The sequence below is a fragment of the Candidatus Leptofilum sp. genome (assembly GCF_965223525.1).
Lineage (GTDB): Bacteria > Chloroflexota > Anaerolineae > Promineifilales > Promineifilaceae > Leptofilum.
This window is the reverse complement of the sequence record NZ_CBDCWX010000004.1, coordinates 785616-804509: the sequence shown is the minus strand read 5'-3', so window position 1 is coordinate 804509 and position 18894 is coordinate 785616. Positions and strand designations below refer to the sequence as shown.

The 18894-nt window shown below is 50.3% G+C and carries 18 protein-coding genes and 1 pseudogene; 13 read left to right on the top strand and 6 right to left on the bottom strand.

Annotated features, from left to right (window positions below; translation table 11 throughout):
• Together ACOQPM_RS03610 and ACOQPM_RS03605 are read left to right on the top strand one after the other, a co-directional pair.
• Window positions 1-906, top strand: coding sequence for a hypothetical protein (locus ACOQPM_RS03610; protein ID WP_420627860.1), 906 nt, complete (start codon window positions 1-3; stop codon window positions 904-906).
• A 47-nt stretch (window positions 907-953) separates the two neighbouring features.
• Entirely contained in the window at window positions 954-1583 is a 630-nt protein-coding gene (locus tag ACOQPM_RS03605) for a hypothetical protein (protein WP_420627859.1), read from the top strand.
• Between the two features lie 117 nt (window positions 1584-1700).
• Here ACOQPM_RS03605 and ACOQPM_RS03600 read toward each other — a convergent pair whose 3' ends face one another.
• From ACOQPM_RS03600 to iscX, 6 genes and pseudogenes are all read right to left on the bottom strand, one after another.
• On the bottom strand, window positions 1701-2774 hold the full coding sequence (locus ACOQPM_RS03600; protein WP_420627858.1) for an Mrp/NBP35 family ATP-binding protein: 1074 nt from the start codon (window positions 2772-2774) through the stop codon (window positions 1701-1703).
• Window positions 2775-2876: 102 nt separating this feature from the next.
• Window positions 2877-3533 (bottom strand): 4Fe-4S binding protein, encoded by a 657-nt coding sequence (locus ACOQPM_RS03595; RefSeq protein ID WP_420627857.1) that lies wholly within the window; start codon window positions 3531-3533, stop codon window positions 2877-2879.
• 120 nt (window positions 3534-3653) lie between these two features.
• Entirely contained in the window at window positions 3654-4787 is a 1134-nt protein-coding gene (locus ACOQPM_RS03590; RefSeq protein ID WP_420628249.1) for an NADH-quinone oxidoreductase subunit D, read from the bottom strand.
• Between the two features lie 207 nt (window positions 4788-4994).
• Window positions 4995-5330: pseudogene (locus ACOQPM_RS03585) on the bottom strand (NADH-quinone oxidoreductase subunit C); the annotation flags it as partial.
• A gap of 154 nt (window positions 5331-5484) precedes the next feature.
• Window positions 5485-6177: an NADH-quinone oxidoreductase subunit B gene (locus tag ACOQPM_RS03580; protein ID WP_420627856.1), complete on the bottom strand. Its 693-nt coding sequence runs from the start codon at window positions 6175-6177 to the stop codon at window positions 5485-5487.
• Window positions 6174-6395 (bottom strand): Fe-S cluster assembly protein IscX, encoded by a 222-nt coding sequence (gene iscX, locus ACOQPM_RS03575; protein WP_420627855.1) that lies wholly within the window; start codon window positions 6393-6395, stop codon window positions 6174-6176. The genes ACOQPM_RS03580 and iscX overlap by 4 nt, the downstream gene beginning before the upstream one ends.
• A gap of 239 nt (window positions 6396-6634) precedes the next feature.
• Between iscX and ACOQPM_RS03570 the strand changes: the two genes are divergently transcribed.
• The 11 genes from ACOQPM_RS03570 (at window position 6635) to ACOQPM_RS03520 (ending at window position 18893) form a co-directional block, all read left to right on the top strand.
• The gene (locus ACOQPM_RS03570) at window positions 6635-7768 is read left to right on the top strand and encodes a tRNA-queuosine alpha-mannosyltransferase domain-containing protein (protein ID WP_420627854.1); all 1134 of its coding nucleotides are present in this window, start codon (window positions 6635-6637) and stop codon (window positions 7766-7768) included.
• A gap of 80 nt (window positions 7769-7848) precedes the next feature.
• Complete coding sequence (locus ACOQPM_RS03565; protein WP_420627853.1) at window positions 7849-8778, top strand: ATP-grasp domain-containing protein; 930 nt, start codon at window positions 7849-7851, stop codon at window positions 8776-8778.
• Between the two features lie 164 nt (window positions 8779-8942).
• Entirely contained in the window at window positions 8943-11084 is a 2142-nt protein-coding gene (gene glgP / locus ACOQPM_RS03560; RefSeq protein ID WP_420627852.1) for an alpha-glucan family phosphorylase, read from the top strand.
• Between the two features lie 11 nt (window positions 11085-11095).
• On the top strand, window positions 11096-11443 hold the full coding sequence (locus ACOQPM_RS03555; RefSeq protein WP_420627851.1) for a hypothetical protein: 348 nt from the start codon (window positions 11096-11098) through the stop codon (window positions 11441-11443).
• A 188-nt stretch (window positions 11444-11631) separates the two neighbouring features.
• Window positions 11632-12201 (top strand): hypothetical protein, encoded by a 570-nt coding sequence (locus tag ACOQPM_RS03550; protein ID WP_420627850.1) that lies wholly within the window; start codon window positions 11632-11634, stop codon window positions 12199-12201.
• Between the two features lie 44 nt (window positions 12202-12245).
• Window positions 12246-12467: a hypothetical protein gene (locus tag ACOQPM_RS03545; RefSeq protein ID WP_420627849.1), complete on the top strand. Its 222-nt coding sequence runs from the start codon at window positions 12246-12248 to the stop codon at window positions 12465-12467.
• Between the two features lie 37 nt (window positions 12468-12504).
• Window positions 12505-14967 (top strand): endopeptidase La, encoded by a 2463-nt coding sequence (gene lon / locus ACOQPM_RS03540; protein WP_420627848.1) that lies wholly within the window; start codon window positions 12505-12507, stop codon window positions 14965-14967.
• 7 nt (window positions 14968-14974) lie between these two features.
• Entirely contained in the window at window positions 14975-15355 is a 381-nt protein-coding gene (locus ACOQPM_RS03535) for a response regulator (protein WP_420627847.1), read from the top strand.
• Entirely contained in the window at window positions 15348-17120 is a 1773-nt protein-coding gene (locus ACOQPM_RS03530; protein WP_420627846.1) for an RNA-binding domain-containing protein, read from the top strand. The genes ACOQPM_RS03535 and ACOQPM_RS03530 overlap by 8 nt, the downstream gene beginning before the upstream one ends.
• Window positions 17121-17123: 3 nt before the next feature.
• On the top strand, window positions 17124-17621 hold the full coding sequence (gene mog, locus ACOQPM_RS03525) for a molybdopterin adenylyltransferase (protein ID WP_420627845.1): 498 nt from the start codon (window positions 17124-17126) through the stop codon (window positions 17619-17621).
• A 66-nt stretch (window positions 17622-17687) separates the two neighbouring features.
• Window positions 17688-18893: a class I SAM-dependent rRNA methyltransferase gene (locus tag ACOQPM_RS03520; RefSeq protein ID WP_420627844.1), complete on the top strand. Its 1206-nt coding sequence runs from the start codon at window positions 17688-17690 to the stop codon at window positions 18891-18893.
• Window position 18894: the final 1 nt, after the last annotated feature.

Below are 18894 nucleotides of genomic sequence, written 5' to 3'. Positions count from 1 at the left end.
ATGGCAAGTGATATGAGTTCTCGCTTGGGAATCAACCCTGAGTCGGTTGCTAGTAAAAAGATGTTCCTAATTCGCTATGCTGAAAGTTTAACTGATAGATCATCCTCTGTAGAAGATTTATTTTGGGTTGACAAAGCAGCATCTGCTACGGCTTATTACGATGCAGCTCAACTGGCATGGATTCAAGGGGAAGATAAAGAGGCTGTTAATTTGATGCGACGTGCTGCAAAGGATTTTATCAATTCTGGCTCATCCTACGGCCTTTACTTAACCACACTTTTTGAACCCAATGACAATTCAAAGCGCATTCTCCTCGACAACATTTTTCTACTAGATATGCTATTTTCAGATAACAATGATGTTCAAACCTCTGAATCTCAATCAAATCAGGCTCGCTTCAACAATTCCATAGGTAATCCAACACAGCAAGCTTATCTCATAATGGCAATGAGTTTACATAAAACAGTCGGTAGGGAATTTCAACGTAAACTTCAAAATCATATTAATAATCTGAGCGCTCATTATGCCCACCCGATTGGCTCTCAAAATATTCCCGTACGAACCTATATGAATCTGACTCGTCAGCTTCATGAAATGCTCATTACAAATCAACCTGCAAATGAGAACATCAATATTAGCGATATGGCCGCAGAGTTAAGTAAAATTGTTCAGAACCATAACAATTCATTTGAAGTCGCTAGACAAAACAGCTATTTATGGTCTAGTGTACATACAAATGTCGAATTTATTGATTTCGATATAGTTGGTTTTATTGTCATAATGAAAGAGGTGGAATCTTATCAAGCGATGAGTATTTTGCAAGACACAGTTTTCTCTAATCATCTCAACGTAACAGGAAATGTTGTTCAAGATCTGAGTAGATTACGAAGTAGTTGGAACGAATAAATAATCTATGAATTCACATTTACCGTTTTAGCCAGGAGTTATGTACTTTGGATACAGAAGTTATAGTCGCCCTAATTGGTATTGCACCGTCTGCTCTAGCTACTATTGGCATTATTACAGTTGCCATAATCTTTAGGGAGCCAATCCGTACACGGATTTTACCACGCTTGGCGGGGCTCAAAATTTTAGGAGTGGAAATAACTTTGCTGAAAGAAGATCTTGATGCAGCAACTTCACGCCAACTGATAACGGTAAGTGAAGGTGATAAGTGGAACGCTCTAAGCCGAGCCCAGCATGTAATGCCAGTCCTGAATGCCGCAAAATTATTGTGGGTAGATGATGAAGCACAAAACAACCAGGAACTAATAAAGATCCTCAGATCTCTTCATGTAAATGTAACATTGGCACAAGATACCGCTGAAGCATTAAAATTGTTAAAGCGGTACGATTATCATGTTGTGGTTTCCGACATATCACGAAGTGGGGGTTCCAATGCTGGTCTTGAAATGGTTAAGCAGATGTGGGATCAAAAGATCTATCGTTGGACAATTTTTTATGTCCGCAATTTAGAGCCTGGAATCCCCGATTATGCTTTCAATATCACGAATAGACCTGATCATCTACTCCATTTCATAATGGATGTGCTAGAACGGGAACGTTGGAGGTTGGAATCCTGATCAGATTATTCCAAATACGTCGCAAATCTATTAACCGATAATTAGTTGGCAGAAGCAAGCCCGATCACAAACCAGCCACTTCTTGTCCGCATAACAATTACTATCACTTCAGGGCAACTACCCAACCAGTTCAATCGGAATAAAGTTGGTTGATTTTTGCAGCGTCAAGACGCTAACGCGGGCGGCCACTTTCGCCGCAACGTCCTGCACAGCTTTTGCTGCAGCAGATTCTGGGTAGGCCACCACGATGGGTTCGCCGCTATCGCCACCCAGGCGCACATTCGCATCCATGGGAATGCTGCCCAAATATTCCGTATTGTAATCTGTGGCCAACTTTTCGCCAGCGCCCGTACCGAAAAATTCACCGCTCATATTTTCCACAACGCCTAAAATGGGCACTTCCAGCTTCTCAAACATCTTCAACCCGCGCAAAGCATCTGAAGCAGCCACCTGCATGGGCTGGGTAATCACAACCGTGCCAGAAAGTGGCAATACCTGCGCCAGCGTCAACTGAGCATCGCTAGTACCGGGCGGTAAATCAACAATGAGATAATCCAGTTCTCCCCAAGAGACGTCCGTCAGGAGCTGCCGAATAGCGCTGTGCAGCATGGGGCCACGCCAAATTAAGGGCTGATCCGGCTTCACCAAAAAAGCCATGGAAATAAATTTCACCCCATAGCTTTCAGCAGGGGTCATTTTGCGGTTTTGCGGGGGTGGCATCTGCTCAACGCCCATCATCATGGGCACGTTTGGCCCCAAAATGTCGGCATCCAGCAAGCCAACGCTTGCGCCAGACTGTGCCAGCGCAATTGCCAAATTAACAGCCACGGTGGATTTACCAACGCCACCTTTACCACTGGAAATAGCAATGGTGTTGCGGAAAGATTGCCCCAATTGGTCTTTAATGCGCTGGTCGGCAGGCACGTTGGCATCCCAGTTAATTGTAATGCTGCCAATGCTGGGGATGCTAGCCAACGCCGCCCGTGAATCTGCCTCCATTTTGCCCTTGAGCGGGCAAGCAGGCGTGGTGAGCATGATAGTAAACGTGACGTCATTCCCCTTAATTTCCAGGTTGCGAATCATATTGAGAGAAACAAGATCACGGTGCAGTTCAGGTTCAATTACAGTGGAGAGGGCAGCCATTACGGCCGTTTCCGTCACCCCTTCCCCATTTTCGTTACGCTTAAACATAGTCACTCCTAAAAAATATTGCGTAGTGCGTAGTGCGTAAAAGATAGCTACGCACTACGCACTACGCAATACAAATGTCAAAACAGAAAAGGCAAAACTGGCCTAATAATATTCCCCACGATACATAAGTTGCTTGGTGTGTTCTTCAGAAAGCTTCGGCGCTGTAGACATATCAGCATCACGGCCGTGTTCCTTCTTCCATGCCTTCAACTCATCTACGTGATCCCGAATGGCGGCTTCTGCGGCCGCTTTTTGGGGTGCAATTTCGCGCCAGTAGCTCAATGGCTTGCTCAAACGTTCTTTATCATGAATGTGCGCCGTGGTGCGATCATAGCTCGCTAGTTCGTAATCGTGATCCAGCTTAATGGCATCGAAGGGACAGAACTCGGCGCAAAAGCCACAGTTCATGCAGATGTCAATGTCAATGTAAAATTCGTTGGGTTCTGGTTTGGGACGGCCGTTTGGCAATTTACCACGCTCAATCCAAATACATTGGGGCGGGCACACCTTGGCGCAAATACCGCAGGAAGTACACCAATCTTTGCCCCACTTTTGGCCGGGAGGCGGATCATCCGTGACCAAAAAAGGCACAAAGCGGAACCGCTCTGGCACGGGCAGCTTTTCTTCCGGGTAGAAGACAGTTTTTACGCCTTTGCCTTTCAGCCCCTGCCGCACTTTTAATGCTTCATCATTGTAATAACGGCCACCACGCGCAGCCCAAAAAATGTCGTCCAGGTAGGAATCTACAAAATGCTTCATAGTGATTGCCATACCTTTTAGAATGCCTAGTCCGTACATAGTAAATCCTTAAAATATTGCATATTGCGTAGGGCGTAACGGAATACGAAATACGCAATATCGTTGCTTTAGGAAATCAATTTATCGGTCTACTTCACCTAAAACAATATCTATGCTGCCCAAAATTGCTACCACATCGGCCACTTTATGGCCTTCGCACATTTTGCCTAGCGGCGTCAGGTTAATGAAGGAGGGGGCACGCACATGGTATCGATCCGGGTTTGATTCGCGGCGGCGGGTGGTGACGTAATAGCCTAGCTCTCCTTTGGGGTTTTCTACACGGCCGTATGCTTCACCAGCATTGGGCATCCGAATGGCGTATTGCGGCTTGCCATCAATAATCGGCGCACCTTTGGTTGCTTTAATGTGCGGCAACACCTGCTCCAAAATGCGGAGACTCTGGCGCATCTCATCCATACGAATCAGATAACGGTCATAAATATCGCCGTTGTAGCGCACCGGGATGTCGAAGTCCAGACTTTCGTAATATGAGTAAGGCTCCGCACGGCGCACATCGTAGTTCACACCGCTAGCGCGCATAACGGGGCCCGCTGCACTGTAGGCAATAGCATCTTCACGAGAGAGCACCCCAACACCAATGCTTCGTGCCCGCACAATCTCGTTGTTGGTCATCAAGCCGTCACCCTGATCCAAGATTGCGGGGATGTGCTCGTAAATTAGCTCTTCCAGGAAGCTAATCGTTTCCTGGTCGCGCACGTAATCTGGTAAATCATAGGCCACGCCGCCAAAACGCATGTAGTTGCACATCATGCGAGAGCCAGCGGCCGCTTCAAAGAAGTCCAGAATTAGCTCACGCTCCAAATAGAAGTAGAGCATCGGCGTTTGCAACGCACCTAAATCGTTGAGCAAAAAGCCCAACGCCCAGAGGTGGTTACAAATGCGGGTCAGCTCCACCATGAGCAGACGAATCCATTCAGCCCGCTCCGGCACCTCAGAACCCAGCAGTTTCTCAATCGCCAGCACATAGCCATGATTGTTGCTCATAGAACTAAGGTAATCGAGGCGATCTGTGTAAGGCAGGTTTTGGATAAAGGTGTTACGCTCACCGATTTTCTCGTGGTTGCGGTGCAGGTAGCCCATCACTGGCTTAAGGTCTACTACCGTTTCCCCGTCTAGCGTAACCACCATGCGGAACACACCGTGCGTAGACGGGTGCTGCGGCCCCATATTCACCGTGAGCTTGTCGGTTTTCATGCCAGACTGCTCATCACGAGTGTAGGTAATGCCCGTGTACATTTCGGTTTCTACGTCGTACTCATCACCAGTGGGCAACCAGCCTGCTGGATACTGCACATTTTTGCCGTAGGGGCTACGCTCTTCTGCCCGGAACACTTCACCACCGGGCCAGCGGCTGCCAAATGGTTTGTGTTCTTCTTCAAAGAACACCTCTTTCCAATCTTTCCGCAGCGGGTGACCATCAAAGCCGTCCCAGGTGAGAATGCGGCGTAAATCGTGGTGGCCTTCAAAATGGATGCCTAGCAAATCCCACGCTTCACGTTCCTGAAAGTCGGCTCCAGGCCAGATGGGCGTGAGGGAGGGCACAACAGGGTCGTCGCGGTCTACCTGCACGTGCAGCACCAGGCCGCTGCCGCCCTGGTCAATGCTGTAGGTGTGGTAAACCACCTCTAATTTGTTATCGTTGATTTGGTCAACGCCGGTAACGCTGCTTAAGTAATCAAAACCAATGTCGTCACGCAGAGCCGTGGCAACCTCTACCAGCTTGTCAGCAGAAACCATTAAGCCAGCGTAGCCGTCACGGGTGTCGTCGGTAACGGCATCGGGGAAGCGTTCTTTTAGCAAGGCGGCGGCGCGTTCTACTGGATTTTGGTTTACGGCCGTTCCGTCATCTTGTGGTTGGTCATCGAGAATCATTTCACTCATGGAAAATCCTTTATGCAGTCGGTTCAGCTTCTGCCTCAGCAGCTTCAACCACTGCGGCCTCATTTGCTTTGGCGGCTTCTGCCTTGATGATGTCCAGTTGACGCAAGTCAACCAAATCGGGGCCCAGCACCGGCACCGGCACCAACTCCGTGGTGGGATCATTCTTTTGGTACCAGGGCACAGTAGCAATAGATTGCTGATCAATTTTCTCTTGCAGGGCAATGAGGCCGTTGATGAGGGCTTGCGGGGTTGGTGGACAGCCAGGTACGTACACATCCACCGGAATAAATTTATCTATGCCGTCTACGACGTTGTACCCTTCTTTGAAGGGTCCCCCGCCGGAGGCACACGCGCCCATGCTGAGAACGTAGCGCGGCTCTGGCATCTGGTTGTACAAGCGAACGATGGTGGGCACCATTTTCTTCGTCACTGTACCAGAAACAATCATGAGGTCAGATTGGCGAGGGGTGGCGCGAAAAACTTCCATGCCAAACCGAGCCAGATCATAACGGCTAGCGGCCGTGCAAATCATCTCGATGGCGCAGCAAGCGAGGCCAAAAACCATGGGCCACACAGAGTTACGCCGACCCCAGTTGTAAACTGGGTCTAGCAGCTTGGCGATGTTGGTGATGACGACGTTGTTGCTCAATTCATCGGGGACAGCAATTTCCGGTGAACCAGCGGCTGAATTTTCAGCAGTCATAGATTGGTTGCCTCCTCGTACCAGACGGTTTGAATATCCAGCAAAATGCGTTCAGTTACCATGGCGGGGTCGTCGTCAAAACCGGGCAGTGATTCTACCAATTGTGCTAGCTCTTCCAGCCCAATATCTTCGGGGTTATGTGCTGGAAAGTGGGCCATTAACGCCATCGTTATAGCGTAGGTTGATTCCCAATATAGTTGGTGCGGTTGTTGACTCACCGAGTAGGTCACCTGTCTGGCGATTTTGCTCACCCTTGTCCGTATAATTATTTTAGATACGGCCGTTTACAGGGATATTTTTCGTTTTAATCTAAAAACAAAACTGGTGTGTGTTTCTTCCCAACTTCTGTCTTTATTTTACCGAGTTTAAGTATATTACAATGTCATTTTTGGGGCGAGTTTATTTATGACATTTTTCACAATTAGTGTATCTTTGGCGTAGAAAGTTGTCAAAAATTATGTTACGTATTGATCTGATTTCTCCCTATCATGGCGGCAGCCACAAAGCATGGGCTGAAGGCTGGCAGCAAAGCAGTCGGCACAACATCAAGCTGCATACTTTGCCAGACCGCTTCTGGAAGTGGCGTATGCACGGTGGCGCCATCACGCTGGCACGTCGGTTTTTGGCGCAAAACGTGCAGCCAGATTTAATTTTGGCTACCGATATGCTGGATTTGACCACATTTTTAGCTCTTACGCGCAGAAAGACAGCAGGCATTCCCACGGCCGTTTACATGCACGAAAATCAGCTTACCTACCCACTGCCGCAAGACGGCCGTTCGGGGCCTATGCGCCGCCAGCTTGGGGAACGGGACCACCATTACGCATTCATCAACGTTGCTTCTATGCTGGCGGCTGACCGCGTTTTCTTCAATTCCAAATACCATCTTGAGAGCTTTTTTGCCGCGCTGCCAAACTTTTTGAAGCATTTTCCAGAGCATAACGAGCTAAACGCTCTTGCCACACTGCAACAAAAAAGCAAGATGCTGCCCGTTGGGGTGCAGTTTGGCCGACTTGAGGGCAAAAATCTGGCATACCAGCCAAACAAAGTACCGCTCATTTTGTGGAACCAGCGGTGGGAGTATGACAAAAACCCAGAAGCATTTTTTGCCGCGCTGTATGCCGTGGCCGCTGCGGAGCACCCCTTTGAACTGGCTTTGTGTGGGCAGCAATATGGCAAACGGCCGTCCATCTTCAAAGAAGCCATAGAAAAACTGGGTGATCAGATTATCCATGTGGGTCACGCCGATTTGCCCACTTACCGTCGCCTTCTGTGGCAAGCCGATCTCACGATATCCACTGCCCACCATGAATTTTTTGGCATCAGCCTTCTGGAAGCGATCTATTGTCAAACATTTCCACTGTTGCCCAACCGCTTGAGCTACCCGGAGCTGCTCCCGAGCGAATTCCGCGATGCTTGCCTCTATGAGTCTGAGGATGAACTGGTAGCCAAACTAACGTGGGCGCTTACCCATCTAAATGAGATTAGAAAAGTGCAGGAGATGTTGGCAACGGCCGTTTCCCGGTTTGACTGGCAGCAAATTAGCCCCATCTACGACGATACCATGAGAAACCTTTGCCAAAACCTTTAGGTTTTTTTGCTTGGCACAAAACAATGTTTGGGGTATTGTTTTCCCTATAAAAATAGGCGCAACCACCTGGGAGAAAATACATGAGTAATCAGGCAAAAAAAATAGGTCTCATCATCGGGCAAGAGTGGGAATGGCCTGAGGCTTTTATGACAGCAGTCAATGAAAGTGATGAGAGCGCAACTGCCGAGCTGGTAAAGCTCGGCGGCACATTCATGGACGAAGCCTGTGACTATGACGTCATTATTGACCGCATCTCCCATGAAATTCCTTACTACCGTGCCTTTCTAAAATATGCCTCATTGCAAGGCACCTACATCATCAATAATCCCTACACCCTATCTGCTGATAGCAAATTTTCTGGCACAGTTTTGGTAAACAAACTAGGCTTACAAAGCCCACGCACGGTGGTGTTGCCCAACAAGCAAGTTGAACGAGACGTAACCCCCAGCACATTCCGCAACCTGGAATATCCGATGGATTGGCAAGCCATTATTGATTATGTGGGCGTCCCAGCGATCTTCAAAGACAACCTAGCTAGAGGACGACGGGGGGTGGCGCGGGTTCACAACGTTGATGAGCTCATTCAACAGTATGATGAAAGCGGCATCCGCACCAAGATATTGCAACAAATCATAGAATCCGATCAACATGTGCATAGCTTTGTGATTGGGCAGGAGAAGGTGCTCTCGTTAAACTACTCCATCACACACGGCCGTTACCAACAAACCAGCCTAGACAGCGAAAGCAAACTTGGTCAGCAACTTGCCACCGATGCCATTCGAATCACCCAAGCGTACCAGTACGACATTAACATGGTAGAATTTGTCATTAAAGATGACATCGCTTACGTGATCAATGGAACCTACCCCTCGCCAGATATTGATCTTACCCTAATGAATGATGAGCAATTCCAATGGCTGGTAAAAGAAATTGCCCACTTGGCCATCGAACGCGCCAAACGGCCGTTGCCACAATCCGGCGTCTTTATTCAGCAAGAACAACAAAGCTAAAAAGCGTGCAAATCATTACGCCAAAATCCCTCTTGCGTGTTATAATCCTCAACAACTAGTTGATGCGTCAACCAATGCTGATATGTGACAGAAATTTCTATCTGACACTATCTTAAAAATCCAAATCCTTTCAGCTTCTACATAAAAGATAAAAGGAAAAACAAATGCACTTAAATGACAAAGTACCAGAAAAAATCGGCCGTATTATAGAACTAGCCTACAATCTTTGGTGGAGTTGGACACCAGAAGCACGCGGCCTCTTTCGCCGACTCGATTACCCCCTCTGGCGCAAAACATTGCACAACCCTGTCCAAATGCTCCAAGAAATTAGCCCCGCCAAACTCCAAGAAGCCGCCCAAGACTCAACTTTTGTAAGACAATATAACAAAGTGATGATGCTCTTCGATGAAACCATGAAAAATACAGGCACATGGTTTCATGAAACGTATCCTGATTTGGGCGACAAAACGATTGCGTACTTCTCATTTGAGTTCGGGCTTCACAGCTCGCTGCCCATTTACTCCGGTGGCCTCGGTATTTTATCGGGGGATCATGCCAAAGAAGCCAGCGATCTGGGTTTACCTTTTGTCGGCGTAGGGTTTATGTACCCTCAAGGTTACTTCCGCCAAAGATTGCCATCCCACGGCTGGCAAGAAGCAGTTTACCAGCAGCTAGACATGAACCAGGCCCCCATCCGCCCTGTGCTAGACGAAAATGGACACGAAATACGCATCTCCGTCAACCTGGCAGGGCGAACTGTTCATGCCAGAATTTGGCATGTTCGCGTTGGTCGTAATCCACTGTTCTTGTTAGACACAGATGTGGACGAAAATGAGCCGTGGGATCGAGAACTCTCAGCTAGACTCTATTCAGGTGATTCCGAAACGCGCATTCGCCAGGAAATTATGCTGGGCATTGGCGGCGTGCGTGCCTTGCGAGTCTTAGGAATCAACCCCTCCGTTTGGCACATGAATGAAGGCCACTCCGCCTTTCTCATTCTAGAATGTATCCGCGAGTTGGTGACGCAGGGCAAAAGTTTTGAAGAAGCTTCCAGAATTATCAGCAAACAGTCGGTCTTTACCACGCATACCCCCGTGCCGGCTGGCCACGATGCCTTTGGGTTCCACCTGGTGGAACAATATTTTAATGGTTACTGGGATGAGTTGGGCATTTCCCGCGAACATTTTCTGGGGCTTGGGGGCCATGAAGAAGAGTGGGGCATGGCCTTTAATATGACCGTATTAGCTCTCCGACTTTCGGGTCAATCCAATGGCGTTAGCAAGCTGCACGGTGAAGTCTCCCGCAACATGTGGCAAGAAGTATGGTCGAGCCACTCTGCCAACGATGTTCCCATCACCTCTATTACCAATGGTGTTCATGTACCAACCTGGATTGCTGGAGAGATGCACAATGTGTTTGACAAACATTTAGGCCCTGGCTGGCTTAAAGAGCATGACAACTCAAAGATTTGGCAGCGTTTAGCAGAAGTGCCAGATAAGGAGCTTTGGCTTGTTCATTTGGCATTAAAGCGCAAGCTAATGGGCTACTTCCGCGAGCGTGTTCGCAGCCGTTGGGTAAATGGCAGTAATGATCCCACACAGGTTTTAACCAGTGGCACACTGCTAGACCCTGAAGCGCTAACCATTGGTTTTGCCCGTCGTTTTGCCACTTACAAGCGAGCAACCCTCATCTTCCGTGACCTGGAGCGTCTGCAACGTATCTTGTTAGATATTCACCGCCCCGTGCAGATTGTATTCGCTGGTAAGGCACACCCAGCAGACGAACCAGGCAAATCGCTTATCCAGCATATTTATAATTTAGCCAAGCACAATCAGCTAGGCGGCCGTATTGCGTTTATTGAAGATTACAATATGCACATGGGGCGTTATTTAACCCAGGGGGTTGATGTGTGGTTGAATAATCCTCGCCGCCCGCGTGAGGCTAGCGGTACCAGCGGTATGAAAGCGGCCGTAAACGGCATTCCGAACTTGAGCATTTTGGACGGCTGGTGGGTTGAAGGATATAACGGGGCCAATGGCTGGGCCATTGGGGATGAACGTGAGTTTGATAACCACGATGCCCAGGATGAGTATGATGCTAATTCTATTTATCAGTTGCTTGAGGATGAAATTGTGCCTCTGTATTATGACCGAGACCGGGACGGTATTCCGCGTGGTTGGGTAGAAATTATGCGCGAGAGTATTCGCTCTAACGCGCCAATGTTTGGTACGCGCCGCATGATTAAAGAGTACACCACTGAGCTGTATGTGAAGGCGATTTTGGCAAGTGAAGCCACACCTGCGTAATTAAATTAAAGATGAAACGCTGGGTGAAGCGGCTGGGCTATGTGCTTTTAATTGCTGTGTGGCTGATGATCATGGCTTTCCCTACGTTTGCCTTTTTTTTGGCAACGCGGGGAGAGCTGCAGTTTGGGGATGATCCGCGCAGGAATATACGCTTTTTTATGGTCCAAGAGGAGGCATCGAACGGTATTGGGCTTGAGTGGGTACGGGATGCCCGCCGTGTTGAGAACTGTAGCCAAACGTCTATTCGTTACTTTTTGTGGGAGGGAAACGGCCGTAACCAAAACACCAAATTCTGCCAATGTTATGACCCAGCCAGCGATGCCCCCTTACCTGTAGAGGAGAGTAGCTGTACACCGTGAGTAATGTTACTGCAAAAAGTGAACAGGCCAGGGTAGCCAGATGTTCATTAGCTGAGATCCATTCGACCATATCAAAAATATTGTGATGTGTTACAATGCAAATATTGTTTAATAATTAGTGTACTGTTTTGATTTTGGACTATGCGTCGGCAAAAGTTGAATTTCCTGCCCCTTACTAAACGAGAAAAATGAATTCACTTTCTAACGAGTCGCAATCTTATTCTGAAGTTGGCCCGCCGGGTAGCTGGTCGTCGCCTGCGTCTGTAGACACGTTTGAACCAACAGCCGTTCAACTGCAACGAGCCGAAGCGCTAAAACGATTCAACCAGCTGGCAATCTATGTGCCGCTCGGGGTACTCGCAGTGGCAGCGCTAGGATTGCTCATTTACCTGCTTATCGTTGCTATTTGGCCCCCATATGAAGATACCCGCTTGTTTTTGTCTGGCGTGGCAGACATCATTCTGATCCTGTTCATGCTTCCCGTGCTGCTTGTTTTCGGCCTCCTGCTGGCAGGGATTATTGGCGGTGCAATCTATTGGCGCCAATCCAAAAAAGAAGACGGCGAACCTTCCTTGCAAAACAGGTACGGCCGTCTCCGACTGCTCCTATGGAAATTAGACCAACGACTCAGCGGCATTTACCAGCAGATTGATCAACAAATACCCAAATTGGCATATCCTGTCATTCGGTTCAATGAGACAATGACATACATCAACACGCGTCTGGCTCGGTTAATGAACCGTTCTCTAAACGAATAGCTAGCGTTTGCTTCTCACACTACCTAAGCGGAGTAAAACTCTTTATGAATCAAGAAAACTCAAACCCAAACTGGAAAACAAATCTACTGATTGTTGGAGCCATTGGCGGCGCGCTGCTTGGTGCCGGCACTGCCTATTTGCTGGCTCGATCCGCCGAAAGCAACCGAGGTGGCCCACCAGAAATCTCGACGCGAGATATGCTCAGTACCGGCATTGCTGTCATCGGCGTCATTCGGGGCATTGCCTCTTTAGGAGATGGCAAATAGAGCTTTTATAAGTAAGTAAACCCACTCCCGGTAACGCATGAAACATTCTAGCAGGCTAGATCAAGAAATTCACCAGGACAATATGATGCTGGTGGATAAAGAGCGCAACGCGGTGAACGGCCGTGTCCTGAACCAGGCCGATTTCCCCAAAACGTTGCCTATCTTGCCGCTGCGTGGCTTGGTGGTTTACCCACAAACGGCCGTTCCCCTCAACATAGGCCAACCCCGCTCAATCCGCCTGATAGAAAGCACCGCCCCACAAAATGGTCTCATTGGCCTCTGCGCCAGCCATGACCAGGAACGCACCATGCCCGGGCCAGGGGAAATTTACCGCATCGGAACGGTTGCAACTGTACACCGCCAATTGCGCCGACAAGACGGCACCATCCGCATGTTAATCAACGGGCTAAATCGGTTCCGCGTTAAAACGTTTGTAGCAACCGACCCATTTTTGGTTGCAGAAATTGAATCATTGCCAGAAGAAATCAGCGTCACTGCCCAAACAGAAGCCATCGCCCGTAATTTGGTAGATATGTTCATGCGTCTGGCAGAATTTGTGCCTAACATTCAGGGCGACCTGCTCGCCTCCAGCCTCAATCATGACAATCCACTGCAGCTTGTTTACACCATTGCCACCTATTTGCAACTTAATCTCAATGACGCCCAACGCTTTTTGGAATTCAATACAGTGACCGAAAAGATGGAATGGCTCGTACGCCACATCGGCAAAGAGACAGAAATTATGGAGGTGGGTCAGCGCATTCGCTCAGAAGCCTTTGGGCAGATAGAGCAGGCCCAGCGGGAATATTTTCTGCGTGAGCAGCTCAAGGCCATACAACGTGAGCTAGGCGAAGCGGATGAACGAGTAGGGGAAGCCAACGCGTTCCGCACCAAGATTGAGGCAGCTGCCATGCCCGTGGAAGCCCGTGAAGAAGCCGAGCGGGAGCTAAATCGGCTGACCAAGCTGCCCGTTGCAGCGGCTGAGTATGGCGTGGTTCGCACATATTTGGAATGGTTAGTTAACCTGCCCTGGAATTTGGCAACGACTGATAATTTGGACCTGGCACACGCAAAGACCGTGCTAGATGACGATCATCATGGACTTGATGAGGTAAAAGAGCGCATTGTGGAATTTTTGGCGGTGCGGCGGTTACGTAAAGGGCGTTCGGTAGATACGGCCGTTTCCAGCTACAGACCCGACCGTTTGGGAGCCATTCTTTGTTTTGTGGGGCCACCCGGCGTAGGTAAAACCTCGCTTGGGCGCTCAATAGCGCGCGCCATGGGGCGCAAATTTGCCCGCATCTCTCTGGGCGGTATGCGCGACGAGGCAGAAATTCGAGGACATCGCCGCACCTACATTGGCGCATTGCCAGGCCGCATCATGCAAATGCTACGCCGCTGCCAAAGCAAAAATCCCGTCATCATTTTAGACGAGATTGACAAGCTAGGAGCAGATTTTCGGGGTGATCCGGCATCTGCGCTGCTAGAGGTGCTAGACCCAGAGCAAAATCGTACCTTCCGAGACCACTATTTGGATGTGCCGTTCGATCTTTCTGAAGTGATGTTTATCACCACTGCCAACACGCTAGATGCCATTCCTGGCCCCCTGCAAGACCGCATGGAAGTGATCCGGCTAGCCGGTTACACAGAAAGTGAAAAGGTTGCCATTGCTGAGAATTATTTGCTGCCTCGGCAAATTCACGAGAACGGTTTGCTGCCAGAAGAAATCCAGTTGGATACGGCCGTTCTCCAGCAAATTATCCGTGACTACACCCGCGAAGCAGGCGTGCGTGAGCTAGAACGACAAATTGGGCGCGTATGCCGCAAAGTGGCAACGGCCGTTGCCCAACAGTCCAATCTAGACACCACACATTCACGCCAAATCAGCGTGACGCAGCTAACCAGCTTGCTGGGCACAGCCCGATACCAGCCAGACACCATGCACCGCACCCGCACCCCTGGCGTTGCCACCGGTCTGGCCTGGACAAGCACTGGCGGGCATATCCTCTTTATTGAGGCGGCCAAAATGCCGGGGCAAAAAGGGCTTACCATCACAGGGCAACTGGGAGACGTCATGCAAGAGTCTGCCCAGGCCGCCCTCACCTATGTGCGCTCACAGGCAGCACAGCTTGGCGTCGCCCCCACCTTTTTTGACAAACACGACATTCACATACACATTCCCGCCGGAGCCATCCCCAAAGATGGCCCCTCGGCCGGCATTACCATCGCCACGGCGCTGGCTTCACTGCTTACAGAGCGTCCTGTCTGTGAAAACACTGGCATGACAGGCGAAATTACTCTGCGCGGCCAAATCATGCCTGTTGGTGGGCTCAAGGAAAAAGTGCTGGCCGCCCACCGTGCTGGCCTGCAACAAGTTATATTGCCCCAGCAAAACGAGCCAGATTTGGCCGAACTACCATCAGAAATTAAAAAAGCGTTGACCTTTATTTTAGCCAGTACAATGGATGAGGTGTTACAGGCAGCGCTTTGTACGGACTAAGAAAATCATGACAAAAATAATCGTCGTAGATGACGACAATACCAACTCAAGTTTAATAAAAATGTTGCTGGAACTCGACGGTTTCAGCGTGGAAGCATGCGAAGACCAAGTACAGGCAGAAACGGCCGCTTCACCAGAAACCAAAGCATTTGTGATTGATTGCCACCTGGCACGCGGTAAAAGCGGCCTGGATTTACTCCGGGCGATACGGGCAGGAGAAACAAATGCGGCGATGGATACGGCCGTCATCGTTTCCTCAGGCGACTATCGTCGTGAAAACGAATCAATAGAGGCAGGTGCCAATCTATTTCTGCTCAAGCCCTATCCCCCTAACACCCTCTCTGAAGTCATTGCCGACATTTTGGCAAAAGGAGAGGATAATGAGTAATAATCGCTCCCGCCGCCGTAAATCACGCGGCAAATCGGCTGGATCATCTAACAAGCGCCAGTGGCGGCGCATGGATTTACACCTGCACACCCCCGGCTCCAGTGACTACCAAGAAAGCAACGTCAGCTACCTGGACATTTTGCGCCAGGCAGAAATTCGGGGGCTAGACATCATCGCCTTCACCGACCACAACACCGTGGCAGGCTTTGCCGCCATGCGAAAAGAGGTAGAACGGCTGCTCTGGCTAGAAGAGTTGGGGCGGCTCGACCTAGAAGAACAGCGGCGGCTCGACGAATACCGTCGTCTGCTGGAAAAAATCCTGGTCTTGCCCGGTTTTGAATTTACCGCCACCTTTGGCTTTCATATTTTGGGTATCTTTCCCCAGGATTCCCCTATTAGCTTTTTGGAACATTTGCTGCTAACTTTGCGCGTGCCGCTAGATTCGTTGAGCCAAGGCAGCGCCACCGTGGGCGCAACGGCCGATGTGCTTACTGCTTACCGCGTCATCAACGAGGCAGGCGGCATTGTGATTGCCGCTCATGCCAACTCTAGCAATGGCGTGGCCATGCGTGGGCTAGACTTTGGTGGACAAACACGCATTGCCTACACGCAAGATCCCAACCTGCACGTACTGGAAGTCACCGATTTGGAAAAGCGTGGACGTTACACCACCCGCCGCTTTTTTGATGGCTCCAAGCCAGAATATCCCCGCGCCATGCGCTGCATTCAAGGCTCCGATGCCCACCGGCTCATGCGTGAATCAGCCAATTCCAAATCGTTGGGCATTGGTGATCGGGTAACTGAAATTTTGCTGCGGGAGGTCTCATTTGAGGCGTTAGCCGAGGTGTTGAAGGGGAACGATCTCTCTTTGACACGGCCGTATCGCGGCCCGGCCAATCCCATAGACTTTGTACAGCTAGCTCGCGAAGAAGGAGAATCCATCGTTCAATCCTTCCATGCCTCCATGGCCCAGCGTGGTGGGCACCAAAACAGGGTGCTGCGCGACGTTTGCGCGATGTCCAACGGCAACGGCGGCACTATCTACATCGGCGTCTCCGCCAATCCCAAAGAACAACCAGTGGGTGTGCGTGACCACAACGGGGCCATTGACCGCCTGCAAACGGCCGTTAGCAACAAGCTTACGCCAGAACCAAATGTTCACATAGATAATTTGCCCTCGCAGGGCAAGCAAATTGTACGGATTACCGTGCTGCCAGGGCAAGACAAGCCATACGCTATTGACGACAACCTCTTCTACATTCGGGACGACACCGAAACAAGCCTGGCTGTGCGCGACGAAATTGTGCGCCTGGTTAACACCAACCAGGAAGCAGCACAGGCCGAAGCCACACTGCCCCCGCTGCCACCTATTGGGCAACTCCCACCCCAGAGCAGCGGCACACCGACGGCCGTTGTTGAAACGCCGCGAACCGGTGTGGAAATCGTGAAGAGCGAAAAGCGCAAAGGGACTTACTATCACACCGTACGTGATTTACGTAATGGCAATCTGATCAAGAACGTTACTCGCTCGTCGGCACGTAAGCTATGGCATTATGCCATCGCCAAAGTTGAAGAAAATGGCGCACCCAAAGCAGCAGACATTCCGTGGCAGGGCAACGTCGCCGTGCTGAATGTTCGCAAAAAGAACGACAACGTTTGGTATGATTTGGCCATGCGCGACGGCGAAACAATCCATTATTTCTACGGCGTCACAGACAGTGGTCTCAACGAAAATTGGCTCTCGCTCATTGAAAAGGCGCAATAAGCTATGCAAATTGGCATTCTCACCGTTTCAGATCGAGGCGCACGGGGCGACTATGAAGATCGCAGTGGGCCCATCCTGGCAGACATTGTGCAAAACCGAACGCCCTGGCAGGTGAGCCAACGAGCAATCGTACCAGATGAAATGGAGACCATTACCAACACGCTCATTGCCTGGTGTGATGCCGGAGTGAGCCTCATTCTGACCAGCGGCGGCACGGGTTTTTCTCCGCGTGACGTAACGCCGGAGGCTACCAAAACGGTTATCGAGCGGGAAACGCCAGGCATTGCCGAAGCGTTGCGAGCTGAAAGCTTAAAAATTACGCGCCACGCCATGCTCTCACGCGCAGTCGCAGGCATTCGCGGCCAAACGCTCATCATCAACATGCCGGGCAACCCCAAAGCCGTGCGAGAAAACATGGAGGTGCTGTTGCCCATCCTGCCCCACGCGCTGGAACTGCTCACGGAAGCCCCCCACAGCGAGAGCCACCACCGCCAAGTTTAAGAGACTGGAGATTGGAGACTGAAGATTTTAGCTTTTCCAATCTCTAATCTCTAGTCGCCAATCTCTATGAGTCCTATCACCGCCCAGCTTATCCTAAAACCCAAGCGGGAAAAATCGGTGCTGAACCGGCATCCGTGGCTGTTTTCTGGGGCAATTGGCCGGGTGGACGGGGAACCACAGCCGGGAGATTTGGTGCAGGTTTTGGCTAGCAACGGCCGTTTCCTGGCCACCGGCTACTTCAACCCCCACTCTCAAATTCGGGTGCGCTTGCTTAGCTGGGATGTGGATGAGCAAATTGATGAGGATTTTTGGCACGGCCGTTTGCAACAAGCCAATCGCCATCGCCAACGGCTCAAGCTAGAACCTGCCACTACCGCCTACCGCCTCGTCAATGCTGAAGCCGACGGTTTACCCGGCCTCATCGTAGACAAATATGACGATTTTCTAGTGATACAGTCGCTCACCGCAGGCGTTGAAGCCCACAAAGAGATAATTTTGGCCGCGCTGAACGAAATATGGCAGCCCAAAGGCATCATGGAGCGGTCTGATGCGGACGTGCGCGCCAAAGAAGGTCTGCCCAAGATTAGCCGGGTTGCCTCTGGGGAAAGTCCACCAGAAACGCTCGTCATTCAGGAAAATGGCATTCAGTTTGGCGTCAATTTGCTGCACGGGCATAAGAGTGGTTTTTATTTGGATCAACGAGAGAATCGAACGGCCGTAACCCATCCCCATCACGTTGCTAACAAAACCATGCTCAACGTTTTCGCCTACACCGGCGGCTTTGGCCTGTACGCCATTGCCAACGGGGCCGCCCAGGTAACCCACGTAGACAGTTCCTACGACGCGCTGGTTTTGGCTGAACAAAACGTGGGAAGAAATGGCTGGAAACGGCCGCAAGACGAATACTTGGCAGGCGACGCCTTCGACATCCTACGACACTACCGCGATACAGACCAAACCTTCGACATGATCGTGCTAGACCCGCCCAAATTTGCCCACAGCCAACGGGACATCGAACGTGCCTGTCGTGGCTACAAAGATTTGAACTGGCTGGCGCTGCGACTGCTGCCTCCTGGCGGCCTGCTGGCCACCTTCTCCTGCTCTGGCCTCATCAGCACCGAGCTATTCCAAAAAGTATTGTTTGGTGCGGCCGTTGATGCCAGACGGCAGGTACAAGTCATCCAGACGCTCACCCAGGGACCAGACCACCCGGTTTTGCTCACGTTTCCTGAATCTGCTTACCTGAAAGGATTCTTGTGTCGCGTTTGGTAGT